Origin of the sequence: Frankia sp. Mgl5, assembly GCF_023242985.1 — a bacterium.
Lineage (GTDB): Bacteria > Actinomycetota > Actinomycetes > Frankiales > Frankiaceae > Parafrankia > Parafrankia soli.
In genome coordinates this window covers 41,413-56,564 of record NZ_JALKFY010000828.1, presented here as the reverse complement: position 1 = coordinate 56,564, position 15,152 = coordinate 41,413, and the positions used below count along the sequence as shown (strand labels likewise).

Below are 15,152 nucleotides of genomic sequence, written 5' to 3'. Positions count from 1 at the left end.
CCGGACACATGCCGACATAGTCGCACCAGGTGACTCAGGTCGCATCGGATGTCCCAGATCGCGGCGGGCGCTTCAGGTCGCGCCGGATGGCTCAGTCCCCGCGCCCCGCGGCATCCGGATGCTCGGGCTCCGCGGGACGCTCCGGCCCACCGCGGTCCGGCCCACAGGGATCCGGCTCGCCGAGAAGCCCGGCCTCACCGAGAGTCTCGGGCTCTTCGCCGAACTCCGGCTCCTCCGAGTCGGAGTTCGGCGAGCCGTGGCCGGAAGCGCGCGGCCAGGAGCCGGCCGGCCGGGAGGTGCCCGGCTCGGAGGAGCCCCTGGGAGCGCCCGACCAGGCGAATCCACCGGCCGCGCCGGGCCACCAGCCGCCGGGCCAGCCGGGGCTGGGCGCCCCGCCGTCACCGGGCTGGCCACCGCTCGACCAGGCACCGGTAGGCCAGCTACCGCTCGGCCAGTATCCACCGGGCCAGCCACCGTCCGGCCAGGCGCGGCCGGCAGGCCACGGTGCCGGCCACGACGGGTCCGGCCAGCCGCGGGGCGCCCAGGGCGGGCTGACGAGGCCGGGCGGAGACTGCCGCCAGTACTGCTCGCGACGCCGGCGCATCCACCAGAATCCACCGACGAGGAGCGCGCCGGCCAGGGCGGTCAGCGCGGTACCCGACAACCCGGTGAACGGCAGCTCGCCGCCCGCCTGGCCCTTCCCGGTTCCGGGCGGCCCACCGGGCGGGCCGCCCGGTGGGCCGCCCGGTGGGCCGCTGGCAGCGGGAGCCGGGGTCGGGGTCGGGGCCGCGCCGGCGGGCGCCGCCGTGGACGGCCGTCTGGACGCCGCGGCCGCCGTCTCGTCCGCGGCCGCCGTCTCGTCCGCGGCCGCCGTCTCCTCCGCGGCCGCCACCTCGTCGCCCGCGAGATCACCCAGGGTCAGGCTGCCCAGTCTCGGGGTGAGGCCCCTGTCGGAGACCACTGTGGCGCTCTGCTGGCTCTGGAGAAGCTGCAGGAGCGCGATGACCTCCCCCAGCGTCAGCCCGGTGGGCGTGGTGGTCGTGGTGGGCGTGGTGGGCGTGGTGGTCGAGCTACCGCTGTCCTTCGAAGGCTTGTGTCCGCCGTGCCCGTAGTCGGAGCTGTCGGCGTCATCGTCCGCCCCCGTCGGGGACCCGACCACGAGAACCGTCGCGGTGAGAGTGAGCGGGGACGTCCCGGCGGCCGGGACCCCCGTGGCCCCGGCCGCCGCCGGCACACCGGTGGCCGGGAGCGGGACCGCGCGCGGGGCGCCGCCCGCAGCCGCGGCCGGCGGGGCACCGGCGCCGGTCGCGGTGAGCAGCTTCGTCCCCAGCGACATGAAGCTGACCGGGACCGCGATCCTCCCCGCGGCGTCCGCCGTGGTCGCGTCCGACGGGACGCCGTTGGCCGCGATCTCGACGAGCGTGCCCGGCGCGAAGCCGCACCCGCCGAACGTGGTGCTCTCGCCGACCAGCAGGCGCGAGTGGCCCACCCGACCCGAGCCGCACCCGGGAGCGGCCAGCGCCGCCGCCGTCCTCCCGGCGGGAACGGGAAGGGGTACGGCGCCGGGAGCGGACACGCCGCCGGCGGGGCCGGCCGTGAGGACAGGCCCCCTGGCAGCTGTGGGGGCACCGGGGGCCGCGGGACCCGTCGCGGCCCCCGCGGCCCCCGCGAGCAGGACCTCCACCGTCACGATCAGTAGCAGGAAGACGGCCAGGACTGCACCCATCGCGACCATCCGCCTACTGGACGGGACGGCTTTCAAACACGCAGGCACAATCATCGACGACCCCCACCGTCGCGGCTGGCGGCCTAGCCGTCGACAACCGGCAGCCTAGGAGCGACTACTCTCCGTGTCCATGACCAGCTGGGGTCCCTAAGGGACGACGGGTAGCCGGCCCCGGCGTGCGGTGACCAGCAGGCGCCCGGCGCCCAGCCGGTAGGGCGTGCCGTCCGGATCGCAGTGGCGTCCAATGTCGGTGAAGCCCGCCGCGCCCAACAGGTCACCGATATGCCCGCACGTGTAGACGTGATGGACGGCGGTGGTGTCCATCACGTCGTCACCGCGGGTGAACCGGTACCGGCTGAGCATCCGGCTGCGGGCCACGTCGTAGTCGACCGTCGCCTCCACCGTGATGTCCCCGGTGCGCATGACGCGCGCCTCGCCGGTGAAGCCGGGCAGGACGGACTCCGCCGTCGCGCCGAAGTCGAGGACGAGGCCCCCGCCGGGGCGCACCGCCGCGGCGAGGGAACGGACGAACTCCGCGGTCTGCGCGGGGGTGAGGTAGCCGAAACTGTTACCGAGGCACACCGCCGCGTCGAAGGAGCCCGACGGGGCGATCTCCCGCATGTCCCCGAGAACGAACTCGACGGCAGTGCCCGTGGCCGCGGCGGCGCGGCGGGCGTGCTCGATCGCCTCCGCCGACAGGTCGACGCCGGTCACCCGGTGGCCGCGCTCCGCCAGCGCGAGGCTGTGCCGGCCGCTTCCGCACGGGACGTCGATGATCCGCGACCCCGGCGCGAGCCCGAGGCGCGTCTCGACGAAGTCGACGTCGGCGGCGGTCATCTCCGGCGTCGCCGCGCGGCGCCAGAACTCGTTCGGCAGTTCGGTGAAGAACTCGGTGAACCACTCGGGCGAGGGTTCGCCGGTCTGGTCGGTGAGCTGAGTGGAGGAAGAAGGAACAGAAGAATGTGCGGACAACGCCGAGATCTCCTTGCTGGTGCTCTGCAGGGTGACGACATATGTCACCGGGCACCAGGAGTCACGCGCCGCGTCCCGCGGTCAGCGCTGAGCGCCACCGCGCCGGGTCGACGGGTGACCTCCGGAAGCCCGGGACTGTTCCCGGGCAGCCATGGCTTCCTCCACTGTCGGCGCCGGCTGTGTGTGTCCGGCGCTGCCGCGGTCACTGTAGGCCAGCCCGTCACGAGCCGTCAAAATCATTTTCCGGCCGGCGCGCGCAGTGTCGGAACACCCGCCTGGTCGGCACACCCTCGCCGGGTGTCGGCGGGATCGGCTGACGAGACATCCAGGGCACCCCGGGGACGCCCACGCGCCGAGCCTCAGGTGGGCTTGCGGGCCTCGACGAGAAACCGCGTCGCGTGCGCGACGAAGGACCCATCGACCTGGATACGGTCATGCAGGGCCCTGAGCCGCGGGCGGTACCGGGCGACGGTGAACCCGGGGACTATCCAGATAACTTTCCGCAGAAAGTAGATCACCGCTCCCACGTCGAAGAACTCGGTGCGCAGCGACTCCATCCGCAGGTCGACGACTTCCAGCCCGGCGGACTCGGCCTGGGCTCTGGCCCTGTCGGGGTGGCGCCGGTGCCGCGTTTCAGGCGGCTGCGGCCCGAGGAAGTACTCGGTCAGTTCGAACACACTCCCCGGGCCGACCTGCTGGGAGAGGTACGCCCCGCCCCGCCGCAGCACCCGGGCGATCTCCACCCACCCGGTGGCCACCGGATGACGGCTGACCACCAGGTCGAAGGCGTCGTCGGCGAAAGGAAACCCATCCCCGGCGGCTACCACCGCCACTCCCCGGGGACGCAGCAACGCGGCGGCGTGGGCAAGGTTCGGCGGCCAGGACTCGGTCGCCACGGTCACCGCCGGCAACCTCGACACCCCGGCGAGAACCTCCCCACCACCGGTCTGGACATCCAGCGCGACCGACGCCAACGCCATCCGTTCACCCATCAACCGGGCATAGCCCCAGGACGGGCGTTCCTCGGTCGCGCGGCCCTCCAGCCACGAAAACCCCCAGCCATCCACAGGCGCCGACTCGGCCTCGGCAACCAGATCCTCGAACGTGCGCGACATGTCCCGATCCTCACAGACCGCTCCCACCATCTACCCGAGGCCGCGGCGCCACACAGCCCCGCGAACAGCGCCACAGCCACAGCCGAGCGCCAATACGGTTCAGAGCTTCGGGAACTGGCGGTCGGCCTGCTCGCCGGGCTCCAGCAGCCCGGCGGCCGCGCCGACGATCCGCTCGTCGGGGCGGCCGATGACCGACTCGTCCCGGCCGGGGTAGTCCAGCCGGGAAAGGACGTACCGCATCGCCTCGAGCCGGGCCCGCTTCTTGTCGTTGCTCTTGATGACCGTCCACGGGGCCTCGGGGATGTCGGTGTAGAAGAACATCGATTCCTTGGCCTCGGTGTAGTCGTCCCACCGGTCGAGCGCCGCGAGGTCGACCGGGCTGAGCTTCCACTGCCGCACCGGGTCGATCCGACGGATGAGGAACCGCGTCTGCTGCTCCCGGCGGGAGACCGAGAACCACAGCTTGACGAGGTGAATGCCGCTGCGGACGAGCATCCGCTCCAGCTCGGGCGCCTGGCGGAGGAACTCCCGGTACTCCTCCGGGGAGCAGAAGCCCATCACCCGCTCGACCCCGGCCCGGTTGTACCAGGAGCGGTCGAACATGACGATCTCGCCGGCGGTGGGCAGGTGGGCGATGTACCGCTGGAAGTACCAGGTCCCGCGCTCGGTCTCGGTCGGCTTCTCCAACGCGACGACCCGGGCGCCGCGCGGGTTGAGATGTTCGGTGAACCGCTTGATGGTGCCGCCCTTGCCGGCCGCGTCGCGCCCCTCGAAGACGAGGACGAGCCGCTGCCCGGTGTCCTTCACCCAGTACTGCAGCTTCAGCAGCTCGATCTGCAGCAGCCGCTTGTCCCGCTCGTACTCGTCGCGGGAGAGCCGCTGCGCGTACGGGTAGTTCTCCCGCCAGGTGTCGATGGTCGTCCCGTCGGGCCGGAGCAGGATCGCGTCGTCGGCGTCCTCCTCGACGACCGTCAGCGAGCGGACGTCCGCGCCCAGGTACTCGACCGGGAGCACGCCGGGCAGCGCCTCGGCGGCGGCACGCAGACCAGGAGTCGCGGTGGTCAGGTCACTCATGGCAGCCTCCGGTGGCGGTAGCGGGCCGTCGTCGGATACGGCACGTCCCGGGCGGCTTGTCTGCCGGGCGGCTTGTCTGCCGGGCGGCTTGTCTGCCGGGCGGCTTGTCTGCCGGGCGGCTTGTCTGCCGGGCGGCATCGCCTCCCGGTCGGCGCTGTCTCCCGGCCCGCCTTGTCCGCGACGTACCCGCTCCGGGGGTGTGGCAGGCCGGGAGATCCCGCGGCGCCCCCGGCCGTCCTCCCCGATCCCACCACCGACCTGGCCGGACGGACCGCGCCGAGCTGGGTGTTCATCATCTGTTCCCCCAGATGAACACGAGTCGACCCGCCCGGGAGCCAGGTCCGCGGGCCGATGCCCGGGATGGGACCGTGTTACCCTCTATTTGACCAGTGTTCAAATGGCGAGCGGAGGTCGGATCACCGTGCAGCGACAGAAGGAACTGGACCTTACGGGCAAGGTTGTGATCATCACGGGGGCCAGCCGGGGGGTCGGCCGGCAGGCGGCCCAGACGTTCGCCCGCCGGGGCGCGAACCTGGTCCTGGCCGCACGAACGGTCGAGCCGGACAGAACACTGCCCGGCACCCTGAACGAGACACTGACGCAGATCGAGAACACGGGAGCCAGCGCGATCGCCGTGCAGACCGACTTGGCCAGCGAGGCGGATCTCCAGCACCTGGTCGACGCCGCCGTCGAGCGGTTCGGTGGCGTCGACGTGCTCATCAACAACGCGGCGGCCACCACCGGCGACATCTGGTCCAAAAGATTCCTGGAACTGACACGCGAGGACTGGCTGTACCAGTTCGACGTCAACCTCCACGCGCCCTTCACCCTCATACAGCTAGTAACACCGATCATGGAAAGCCGCGGCGGCGGGCGCATCATCAACCTCAGCACCGGCAGCGGCGAGGTCTTCCGCCAGCCCGAGGAGCTCCCCAAGCTCGAGAACATCGGCGAGTTCAGCCTCGCCGTGCCCGGCTACTACTCCAGCAAGCGAGCGCTCGACCGGCTCGGCAACGTGCTGGCTCCCGAACTCGCCCGGAAGGGCATCGCGGTGATCGGCATGCACCCGGGCCTGGTCGCCACCGAACTCGTCGCCATCCGCGTCGAGGAGGCCGGCCTCGACAACAGCGTGGCCGTACCGATGGACGTCCCCGCCCGCATGCTCGCCTACTTCGCCTCGTGCGCCGAGCCCATGGAATACACCGGACGCCTGTTCTGGGCCGAACGTGAACTCAAGGAGCTCGGGATCGACCTGGACGACCAGCCCACGACCACCACCTGAACCGGAGCGACGGGACGGCCGGGGCGCCCGGGTCACCGCTACCAAAGGGAAGATCATGAATCTGGAGAAGTACGGGCCGTGGGCGCTGGTCGTCGGCGGCTCGGAGGGCATCGGTGAGAGCTACGCCCGAAAGCTGGCCGCCCAGGGATTCAAACTGGTCCTCACGGCCCGCAAGACCGGTCCCTTACAGGTGCTCGCTGATGATCTGCGGGCGGGCGGCGCGGAGGTGCGTATCCTGTCCGTCGACCTGAGCGAGCCGGACGCCCTGGAGCGGACACGGACCGTGACCGACGACATCGAGGTCGGCCTGCTCATCTACAACGCCGGCGCCAACAGCGTCCGCGGTGATTTCGTCGGGTTGGATCCCGCGGTCTACCGGTCGGTCATAGCCGTCAACGTGCTCGGTCAGGCCGAGTTCGCGCGGCACTACGGCGGCCTCATGTGCGCGCGCAAGCGCGGGGGGATCATCCTGTCCGGCTCGGGCGCCAGCTTCATGGGCGCACCGTCCCTGGCCGCCTACTGCGGGTCGAAGGCCTTCAGCCGCATTTTCAGCGAATCGCTGTGGATCGAGTGCGAACAGTACGGAGTCGACGTACTGCACCTCAGCATCGGCTTCACGGCCACTCCGGCGATGGCCCGGCTGGGTTATCCCCTCGACGCCGCTCAGGCGCCCGACGAAGCCGCCCAGGAAGCCCTGGACAACATCGCCAATGGTCCGTTGTGGATCGCGGGCGGACAGTCGTCTCTTGAGACCGCGGTGAACCGGTCCACGGTTCCGGGGCGAGCCGAGGCAGTTCGGGCGTTCGCCACCCCGGGACGGTTCTGACGCCGCTCGAGCCCGGCGGGCGTGGGCCCCGTGCCCGGCGGCGGTGATGGTGTGGTCGCCAGCGATCCGCCGCCGGTCAGCACGGGTGCCGTCAGCGGCCGCGGTCAGCCCGCATGGTCAGCGGGTGCGGTCAGCGGGTTTCCGGCGGCGTGGCGGCGTCGCGGCCGAGCGCGGCGAGACCGGCGGTCACCAGGTGCCGCAGGAGTTCGGGACGGCGCCCGGGGCGGCGGGCGAGGAACTCCGCGGGCGGCAGCACGACCCGGCCCGCCGACTCGTGCGTGCGCTCCCAGGGAGCGAGCTCGGTGACCATCGCGGCCCGGACCACCATGTACGTCAGATCATCCGGACCGAACAGGTCAGACTGGATGACCTCGACGGGCACCAGCGCGCCGAGCCTGATCCGGGCCTCCTCCCAGGCCTCCCGGCGCACGGTCTGCTCGACGGATGTCTCGTCGGCCCGGACGTGCCCACCGGGCAGGTCGAGGCCGCGGGCCAGATCCGCGAGCACCAGCCCGCCCTCCGGCGTCACCGCGACGACGCTCGCGCTGGTGACGGCGGCGAACGGCGGATCCACCGCCGACCCCAGGAACGTGAAGGTCACCCCGGTCTTCGGCCGGCCCGCCGTCGACCGCCGATCGGCCGCACCGGTGCTCACGACCGACCCGCCGACCGGCTCACCGGTCGAACCCCCGGCCGACCCACTGACCGAACCGCCGGCCCACCCGCCGGCCGAACCGCCGACCAACCCGCCCACACCGTGATCATCAGACCTCCCGAGGCAACCTGAGTCCAATCGCGCGATTTGTATCTGCGACGGAGCCTACAAAACCCGCCTGGGCTGCTGTTACGCTGCCGCCACCTGAATGACGACCTCGAGTGGGTACTCAGGAGGCACGGTTCAGAAATGGCAGACATCCAGCGTGCGGCCGGGATTTCCAACCTCGACGCCGACACCGGAGACGCGAGACCGGCTCCCCGCCGGAAAACGCTCAGCAGCCCCTACCTGCACCGCCTCCAGCGTCGCCATTTCCTGCTGTTCGACATCATCCCGATTCTCGGCACCATAGCCGCGCTCGGCTTCCTCACCGTGCACCCGTTCGGCTTCACCGAGCTCGGGCTTCTGGCGTCGATGTGGCTGCTGACCGGGCTCGGTGTCACCGTCGGATATCACCGGCTGTTCACCCATCGGACGTTCAGGACAACGCGCGGCGTCTCGGCCGTGCTCGCGGTTCTGGGCTCGATGGCCGGCCAGGGTGGGATGGTCTCCTGGGTCGCCCTGCACCGGCGGCACCACGAGTGCAGCGACCGCGCCGGTGATCCGCACTCCCCCAATCTCGCCGGCGGCGGGCCGCGCGGCCGGCTCCGCGGGCTGGCGCACTCCCATTTCCTGTGGATGCGTCGCCACGAATACCCCAACATCGCCCACTACGCTCCCGACCTGCTGAGAGACCGCGCGCTGGCCCGGATCGGGCGGCGCTACGACTACTGGGTCCTCCTGGGCCTGCTGATCCCGACGCTCGTCGGCGGCCTGGTCTACTGGAGCTGGGCCGGGGCGGTGAGCGGGCTCCTCTGGGGCGGCCTGGTGCGGATCTTCGTCCTCGAGCACATCATCTGGTCGATCAACTCCTTCCTGCACATGTTCGGCACCCGGGCTTTCGACTCCCGGGAGAACAGCAGGAACGGCGGTGTCTTCGGGCTGCTGACCCTGGGCGAGTCGTGGCACCACAACCACCACGCCTTTCCGGAATCCCCCTCCTTCGGCCTGGCCTGGTACCGCCTGGACCCGGGGTACTGGCTCATCAGGACCCTCGCGGCGGGCGGCCTCGCCTGGGACCTCAAGGTTCCGTCCACGGAACGCATAGCCGCACGAAGAGTGCCGAGAACCGCCGGGACGGCGACCGGCCCGGCGACATAGGGAGCGGACACAAGTGGAGGGGACACAAATGGAGTCGACGCAGGCGGAAATCGCGGGATGGTGCCGGGAGTACCTGGCCGGACTTCTCGAGGTCCCCGCGGGAACCCTCGATCTGGACACCGACTTCGATCGGCTGGGCATCGATTCGGCACTGGCGGTATCCCTGCTCACCGAGGTCGAGGACCGTTACGGCGTCGAGCTCGCCGCCGAGGAGCTTTTCGCCAGTCCCAGCCTGAACGCCGTCGCGGCACGCCTGCACGAGCAGCGACAGGCGCAACGGCAGGTGACCTGATCGTGACGCTGACCGACGAGAATGACCGGAGGGCAGAGGCAGCCGAGGCGGCTGCCGCCGTCCGCCATCACTACGACGTGGGAAACGAGTTCTTCGCACTCTGGCTGGACCGGTCCCTCACCTACTCGTGCGCCATCCGGGCGGCGGCGGACGACACCCTGGAGGCCGCCCAGGAGCGCAAGCTGCGGTTCCATCTCGACGCGATCGACGCGGGCCGCGCGCGGAGCGTGCTGGACATCGGCTGCGGCTGGGGCTCGATCCTGGAGCGGCTGTCCGGTGAGCGTGGGGTGGCGCGGTCGGTCGGCCTCACGCTCAGCGAGGAGCAGGCGGCCCACGTGCGCTCCCGCGGCCACCCCGGCGTGGACGTCCGCACCGAGGACTGGCTGCACTACTCCCCCGAGGACCGCTTCGACGGGATCATCTCGATCGGCGCGTTCGAGCATTTCGCCAGGCCCGAGGACTCGCCGGCCGAGAAGGTTCGGCGCTACCGCGAGTTCTTCACCCGGACGAGGTCCTGGCTGAACGACGGGGGCACGCTGTCGTTGCAGACGATCGCCTACGCGAACATGTCCGGCGCCGAGGCGAGCCGCTTCATGCAGCAGGAGATCTTCCCGAACGCGGAGCTGCCCACCCTGACCGAGATCGTGACCGCGGCCGAGGGCGTCTTCGAGATCCAGTCGGTGCGCAACGGCCGGCTCGACTACGCCTGGACGTGCGAGCAGTGGGCCCGCCGCCTGCGCGCGCGGCGCGCGGAGGCGGGCCGGCTGGTGGGGCCCGAGGTGGTCGCCCGGTACGAGCGCTACCTGAAGCTGTCCTCCGTCGGCTTCCGGATGGGGAAGATCTGCCTGCTCAGGATCGTGCTGCGCCCTTTCCGGGACCGCTACTTCGCGGCCGGGGAGGTGCCGAGGGGATGACCCCGCGGGCACACGAAGCCGCCGTCGACGAAGCCGCGGCCACCGTTGGCGGAGCCGCCGCCGGCAGGGCCCCCGGCGGGGGCGCCGCCGGCGGAGGGCGGGCGGCGATCCGCTTCAACCCCTTCGGCGCGGAGTTCCGCCGCGACCCCTATCCGCTGTACCGGCGGATGCGCGAGGCACAGCCCGTCCACCGCACGATGGGCATGTGGGTCCTGACCCGGCACGCCGACGTGCAGGGCGTCCTGCGGGACCGCACGTTCAGCGCCGGGCTCATCCCCCAGTTGGTCAGCCGGCGGGCCGGCCAGCTGGCCCGGGCGAACGTCGACCGGGTGGTGCGGCTCGGCGAGAAGTCCCTGGTGTTCACCGACAACCCGGACCACGCGCGGCTGCGCGGGCTGGTGAACCGGGTGTTCACCGCCACCGAGGTGGCCGCGCTGCGCCCCCGCGTCGAGGAGGTCGCCGGTGGCCTGGTGCGGCGCGCCCTGGCCGCCGGCGGCATGGACGCCATCGCCGACCTCGCGGCGCCGCTGCCCGTCACGGTCATGTGCGACTGGATGGCGCTGCCGGACGGCCTGCGCGCGCAGGTCGGCCCGTGGACGCACGACATCCGGTTCCTACTCGAACCCGGGCTGATGCGGGCCGGCGACTTCGAGCACGTGTGCGACGTCGTCGAGACGTTCGCGCGGGCCCTGGACGGGGTCGTCGCCGAGCGCCGGCAGCGCCCCGGCGGCGACCTGATCAGCCGCCTGCTCGCGGCCCGCACGGCCGGCGGGGACGCACTCACCCCGGAGGAACTGATCTTCGTCTGCATCATGTGCTTCGTCGCGGGCAACGAGACCACGAAGTCGCTGCTGGGCAATGGTCTCCTCGCGCTGCTGCGGCACCCCGGCCAGGCGGCCCGCCTGCACCGCGCGCCCGAGCTGGCCGGCGACGCCGTCACCGAGGCGCTGCGCTATGACAGCCCGCTGCAGATGACCAAGCGCGTCGCGACCCGCGACGTGGATGTCGACGGCCGGCGGATCCGGGCCGGCGACCAGGTGCTGCTGTGTCTCGGCGCCGCGAACCGCGACCCGGCCGTGTTCGACCGGCCGGACGAGTTCGACGTCACCCGCGCGCCGAAGGCGCACCTGGCCTTCGGCCACGGCATGCACGGCTGCCTTGGCGGTCTCCTCGCCGAGATGCAGGCCCAGGTCGTCTTCGAGTGCCTCTTCGGGGCGACCACCAGCATCGAGCCGCGAACCGACCAACTCGAGTGGCAGGACCACAGCTCCATCATCCGGGGGCTGCGGCACCTCCCGGTGACTCTGCACGCCGCCGGCACCGCCCTCCCCCGCGCCGCCGGAACCACCCGCGCCGCCGGTGCCGCCCGCCCCGCCGGCGCGGCCTCCCCGGAGACGTCCCGGTGACGACCGTCGGGACATCCAGCCGGTGACGCGGGCCCGGTCCACCAGCGCACAGCGAGCGCGGCGAGAGGGGACGGCGATGCGACGGACGACGACGCCCGGTACAGCTGCGGTGCGGCCGGGAACGCTGCTTCCCGACGTCGCGCGTGGGCGTGCCGCGCTCGAACCGGAGCGGACGGCGTACGTCTTCGTGAACGAGCGCGCGGAGGAGACCGGCCGCCTGACCTACGGCGGGTTGCACGCCCGCGCGCTGGCCGTGGCCGGTGAGCTGTCCCGGGCCTGCGAGCCCGGTGACCGGGCGCTGCTGGTGTTCCCGCAGTGCCTGGACTTCGTCGTCGCGTACCTCGGCTGTCTGTACGCGCGGGTGGTCGCGGTGCCCGTCCACCCGCCGCACCGGGACGGTGTCCAGGACTCCACCCGCCGGATCGTGGACGACTGCGAGCCGGCCGCGGTTCTCACGCTCGAGGCGATGGCCCGCGAGCTCCGGGCCGCCCTGACCTCGCCGCGCGGCGCGATGTCCTGGATCCCCGTCGACCGGATCCCCGCCGGCCCGGCTCCCACGGGCATCCACACCGCGGACGTCGAGCCCATGGGCCTCGATCCCGCCGACATCGCGTTCCTGCAGTACACGTCGGGCTCGACGTCGGACCCCAAGGGGGTCGTGGTCTCCCACGGGAACCTCGCCGCCAACCAGGAGATGATCCGGCGGGCCTTCGGGCACGACCGCGACTCGACGGTGGTCGGCTGGGCTCCGTTCTTCCACGACCAGGGCCTGATCGGCAACGTGCTGCAGCCGCTGTACGCCGGGGCCACCTGCGTCCTGATGTCCCCGACCGCCTTCATCCGGTGGCCGATGCTGTGGCTGTCGCTGATCTCCCAATACCGCGCGCACACCAGCGGAGGCCCGAACTTCGCCTTCGAGGCCTGCGTGGCCCGCGCCGCCCGGGGCGGGGTGCCCGATCTCGATCTCAGCTGCTGGAAGGTCGCCTTCAACGGCGCGGAGCCCGTCCGCCACGACACCCTGCGACGCTTCGCCGAGACGTTCGCGCCGCACGGGTTCGACGAGCGGGCGCTCTACCCGTGCTACGGCCTCGCCGAGGCGACGCTGCTGGTGACCGGCAGCGAGAAGGGCCGCGGGGCGCGGGTGATCGAGGCGGCCACCGAGAACCTGCGTGCGGGCCGCTACACGCCGGTGCCCGCGGGCCGCGGCAGCACCCTGGTCGGCTCCGGGGTCCTCCCCCGGGACGGCGCGCTGCGGATCGTGGACCCGCGGACGGGACGCTCTCTCCCGCCGGACCGGATCGGGGAGATCTGGGTCTCCGGGGACCATGTCGCGCGGGGCTACTGGAACCGCCCGTGGGAGAGCACCGAGACCTTCCGCGCCGAGCACGCCGACGAGCCCGGCCGCGGCTATCTGCGCACGGGGGACCTCGGCCTGGTGGTCGACGACGAGCTGTTCGTCGTGGGACGACTGAAGGACCTCGTGATCATCCGGGGCCGGAACTACTACCCCCAGGACCTCGAGCACACCGCGCAGTCCGCGCATCCCGCGCTGCGCCCGGGCGGGTGTGCCGCGTTCTCCGTTCCGGGTGCCGACCGGGAGAGGCTCGTCATCGTCCAGGAGGTCAGGGGCGAGTTCCGGCGGCGGGCCGACCCGGGTGAGGTCGCCGGGGCCATCCGGGCCGCGGTGGTGCGTGAGCACCAGGTCTCCGTCGGGGATCTCGTGCTGACGCTGCCGGGCCGGCTCCAGAAGACGACCAGCGGAAAGATCATGCGAGCCGCGGCCCGACGCCGCTATCTGCGGGACGCCTTCGACCGCTGGACGCCGCCGACCGGCCCGTCCACCGGCCCGTCCACCGGCCCGTCTCCCAGCACCGACAACCCGCGCGAGAGGACCTGAGGTGGACTCGCCACGAGCGCCGAACCCCGATTTCGAGCGGGCCGTGACGGACGCGGTCCTGAGCATGCCGGCAGCCCGGCACCTCGGCTTCCAGGTCGGCAGGCTGGCGCCGGGCGAGGCCGAGCTCGTCCAGCCGTACCGGGCGGAGCTGACCCAGCATGACGGGTTCGTCCAGGGCGGCGTGCTGGGAGCGCTGGCGGACTTCGCCGGCGGGTGCGCGGCCGGCACGCTGCTGCCGGCCGGCTGGGCCAACATGACCATCGACTACACGGTCAAGATCGTGGCCCCGGCGCGCGGGGAGCGGATCGTCGCGCGCGGGCGCGTCATCAAGGCGGGGCCGACCATCAGCGTCGCCGCCGCCGACGTCTACGGCGTCTCGACCGCCCGCGGCCGGGAGGTCGAGACGCTGTGCGCGACCGCATTCGTCACTCTGCGCAACATCAGGGTCCCCGACCCGAGGAGGGGCGCCGACCGGTGACCGACACCCGAACCCCGCGGGCCACCAGCGGGCCGTACGTCTTCAATCCGTTCGCCGACGGCTTCGCCGAGGACCCCTACCCGCACTATGCCCAGCTGCGCGAAAACGCGCCGGCGCACCGGCATCCGCTGGGCTTCTGGCTTGTCTCCCGGTACGAGGATGTGGCGAGAATCCAGCGCTCCGGGCATTCCGTCGACGAACGGCACATCACCGAGCTTCCGGAGTGGAAAAGCGAGTCGCGGACCCTGGGCAAGCAGAACCGGCTCATGCACGGTCTGTCCATGCTCGACCAGGATCCACCGAACCACACCAGGCTGCGCCGGCTGGTGACGAAGGCGTTCACCCGGCGCGCCGTCGACGCCCTCGAAGGGCGGATCGAACGCATCGTCGACGACGCTCTCGACCGGATGGCCGAGGCGGGCCGGGTCGACCTCGTCGCGGAGCTGGCCTTCCCGCTCCCGTTCACCGTGATCTCCGAGCTGCTGGGCATCCCGGTGCTGGAGCACGGCAGGCTCCGCGAGCTGACCGGGACGATGGTGCGGGCCCTCGAGCCGCTGCCCGACCCGGGGCTGCAGGCCGAGATCCGGGCGGCGAACGACGAGGTGGCCGCCATCATGCGCGCGGTGACCGACTGGAAACGTGACAACCCCGGCGACGACCTGCTGACCGCGCTCATCGGCGCGGAGCACGACGGTGACGTTCTCAGCGCGGAGGAGCTGGTCGCGCAGGTCATGCTGCTGTACGTCGCCGGCCACGAGACGACGGTGAACCTCGTCGCGGGCGGGATCCTCACGCTGCTGCGCCACCCCGACCAGATGCGCCGGCTGCGCGACGAGCCCGAGCTCGCCGGGAACGCGGTGGAGGAGCTGCTGCGCTACGACAGCCCGGTGCACCTGATGCGGCGGATCACCCTGGAGCCGCTGTCCGTGCGTGGCACGGAGATCCCGCCCGGCGTGTTCGTGACGGTGTGTCTCGCGGCGGCCAACCGGGATCCCGACTTCTGGGGCCCGGACGCCGACGAGGTCCGCCTCGACCGCGCCGACGCGCACCGGCACGTGTCCTTCGGCGCCGGGATCCACCACTGTGTGGGCGCGGCGCTGGCCCGGTTGGAGGCCCGGGTGGCCATCTCCCGCTTCGCCGGGCGATTCCCCGCGCCGGTGCTCGAGGACGTCCGCTGGAACGGCCGGATCAACGTCCGCGGCCCGGCCTCGCTGACGGTCGCCGTCCGGTAACGGCGTCTCGGGCCGGCGGCCGT

At 72.1% G+C, this 15,152-nt stretch carries 14 protein-coding genes; 9 read left to right on the top strand and 5 right to left on the bottom strand.

Annotated features, from left to right (window positions below; all coding sequences use genetic code 11):
* Positions 1–91: 91 nt before the first annotated feature.
* The 4 genes from MXD62_RS34525 to ppk2 all read right to left on the bottom strand — a co-directional run bounded on the left by MXD62_RS34525 (position 92) and on the right by ppk2 (position 4,887).
* Positions 92–1,726, bottom strand: coding sequence for a hypothetical protein (locus MXD62_RS34525; protein ID WP_248833541.1), 1,635 nt, complete (start codon positions 1,724–1,726; stop codon positions 92–94).
* A gap of 147 nt (positions 1,727–1,873) precedes the next feature.
* Positions 1,874–2,746 (bottom strand): cyclopropane-fatty-acyl-phospholipid synthase family protein, encoded by an 873-nt coding sequence (locus MXD62_RS34520; protein WP_248833540.1) that lies wholly within the window; start codon positions 2,744–2,746, stop codon positions 1,874–1,876.
* A gap of 311 nt (positions 2,747–3,057) precedes the next feature.
* A complete protein-coding gene (locus tag MXD62_RS34515; RefSeq protein WP_248833539.1) occupies positions 3,058–3,813 on the bottom strand; it encodes a class I SAM-dependent methyltransferase in 756 nt (251 codons plus the stop codon).
* A gap of 99 nt (positions 3,814–3,912) precedes the next feature.
* The gene (gene ppk2 / locus MXD62_RS34510) at positions 3,913–4,887 is read right to left on the bottom strand and encodes a polyphosphate kinase 2 (RefSeq protein WP_248833538.1); all 975 of its coding nucleotides are present in this window, start codon (positions 4,885–4,887) and stop codon (positions 3,913–3,915) included.
* Between the two features lie 421 nt (positions 4,888–5,308).
* On the opposite strand from ppk2, the gene MXD62_RS34505 reads away from it, so the two are divergent.
* Both MXD62_RS34505 and MXD62_RS34500 read left to right on the top strand, forming a co-directional pair.
* The gene (locus tag MXD62_RS34505) at positions 5,309–6,169 is read left to right on the top strand and encodes an SDR family NAD(P)-dependent oxidoreductase (RefSeq protein WP_248833537.1); all 861 of its coding nucleotides are present in this window, start codon (positions 5,309–5,311) and stop codon (positions 6,167–6,169) included.
* A gap of 55 nt (positions 6,170–6,224) precedes the next feature.
* A complete protein-coding gene (locus MXD62_RS34500; protein WP_248833536.1) occupies positions 6,225–6,995 on the top strand; it encodes an SDR family oxidoreductase in 771 nt (256 codons plus the stop codon).
* Positions 6,996–7,125: 130 nt separating this feature from the next.
* Here the strand turns inward: MXD62_RS34500 and MXD62_RS34495 are convergent, their stop codons facing one another.
* Positions 7,126–7,650: an NUDIX hydrolase gene (locus MXD62_RS34495; RefSeq protein WP_248833535.1), complete on the bottom strand. Its 525-nt coding sequence runs from the start codon at positions 7,648–7,650 to the stop codon at positions 7,126–7,128.
* 249 nt (positions 7,651–7,899) lie between these two features.
* On the opposite strand from MXD62_RS34495, the gene MXD62_RS34490 reads away from it, so the two are divergent.
* The 7 genes from MXD62_RS34490 (at position 7,900) to MXD62_RS34460 (ending at position 15,129) form a co-directional block, all read left to right on the top strand.
* Entirely contained in the window at positions 7,900–8,910 is a 1,011-nt protein-coding gene (locus MXD62_RS34490) for an acyl-CoA desaturase (protein WP_248833534.1), read from the top strand.
* Between the two features lie 28 nt (positions 8,911–8,938).
* Positions 8,939–9,202 (top strand): acyl carrier protein, encoded by a 264-nt coding sequence (locus tag MXD62_RS34485; RefSeq protein ID WP_248833533.1) that lies wholly within the window; start codon positions 8,939–8,941, stop codon positions 9,200–9,202.
* A 2-nt stretch (positions 9,203–9,204) separates the two neighbouring features.
* The gene (locus MXD62_RS34480; RefSeq protein ID WP_248833532.1) at positions 9,205–10,116 is read left to right on the top strand and encodes a cyclopropane-fatty-acyl-phospholipid synthase family protein; all 912 of its coding nucleotides are present in this window, start codon (positions 9,205–9,207) and stop codon (positions 10,114–10,116) included.
* Positions 10,113–11,522 carry a cytochrome P450 gene (locus tag MXD62_RS34475; RefSeq protein WP_248833531.1) on the top strand — a complete coding sequence of 470 codons (1,410 nt, stop codon included), beginning with the start codon at positions 10,113–10,115 and terminating at the stop codon, positions 11,520–11,522. The genes MXD62_RS34480 and MXD62_RS34475 overlap by 4 nt, the downstream gene beginning before the upstream one ends.
* Positions 11,523–11,598: 76 nt before the next feature.
* The gene (locus tag MXD62_RS34470) at positions 11,599–13,419 is read left to right on the top strand and encodes a fatty acyl-AMP ligase (protein WP_248833530.1); all 1,821 of its coding nucleotides are present in this window, start codon (positions 11,599–11,601) and stop codon (positions 13,417–13,419) included.
* Position 13,420: 1 nt separating this feature from the next.
* Positions 13,421–13,897, top strand: coding sequence for a PaaI family thioesterase (locus tag MXD62_RS34465; RefSeq protein ID WP_248833529.1), 477 nt, complete (start codon positions 13,421–13,423; stop codon positions 13,895–13,897).
* Positions 13,894–15,129, top strand: a complete 1,236-nt coding sequence (locus MXD62_RS34460; protein ID WP_248833528.1) for a cytochrome P450 — start codon at positions 13,894–13,896, stop codon at positions 15,127–15,129. The genes MXD62_RS34465 and MXD62_RS34460 overlap by 4 nt, the downstream gene beginning before the upstream one ends.
* Positions 15,130–15,152: the final 23 nt, after the last annotated feature.

What these genes read in the sequence shown, in the direction of transcription:
- MXD62_RS34525 (WP_248833541.1), bottom strand. Translation starts at nt 1,726, where the DNA reads ATGGGTGCAGTCCTGGCCGTCTTCCTGCTACTGATCGTGACGGTGGAG.
- MXD62_RS34515 (WP_248833539.1), bottom strand. Translation starts at nt 3,813, where the DNA reads ATGTCGCGCACGTTCGAGGATCTGGTTGCCGAGGCCGAGTCGGCGCCT.
- ppk2 (WP_248833538.1), bottom strand. Translation starts at nt 4,887, where the DNA reads ATGAGTGACCTGACCACCGCGACTCCTGGTCTGCGTGCCGCCGCCGAG.
- MXD62_RS34500 (WP_248833536.1), top strand. Translation starts at nt 6,225, where the DNA reads ATGAATCTGGAGAAGTACGGGCCGTGGGCGCTGGTCGTCGGCGGCTCG.
- MXD62_RS34490 (WP_248833534.1), top strand. Translation starts at nt 7,900, where the DNA reads ATGGCAGACATCCAGCGTGCGGCCGGGATTTCCAACCTCGACGCCGAC.
- MXD62_RS34485 (WP_248833533.1), top strand. Translation starts at nt 8,939, where the DNA reads ATGGAGTCGACGCAGGCGGAAATCGCGGGATGGTGCCGGGAGTACCTG.
- MXD62_RS34475 (WP_248833531.1), top strand. Translation starts at nt 10,113, where the DNA reads ATGACCCCGCGGGCACACGAAGCCGCCGTCGACGAAGCCGCGGCCACC.
- MXD62_RS34470 (WP_248833530.1), top strand. Translation starts at nt 11,599, where the DNA reads ATGCGACGGACGACGACGCCCGGTACAGCTGCGGTGCGGCCGGGAACG.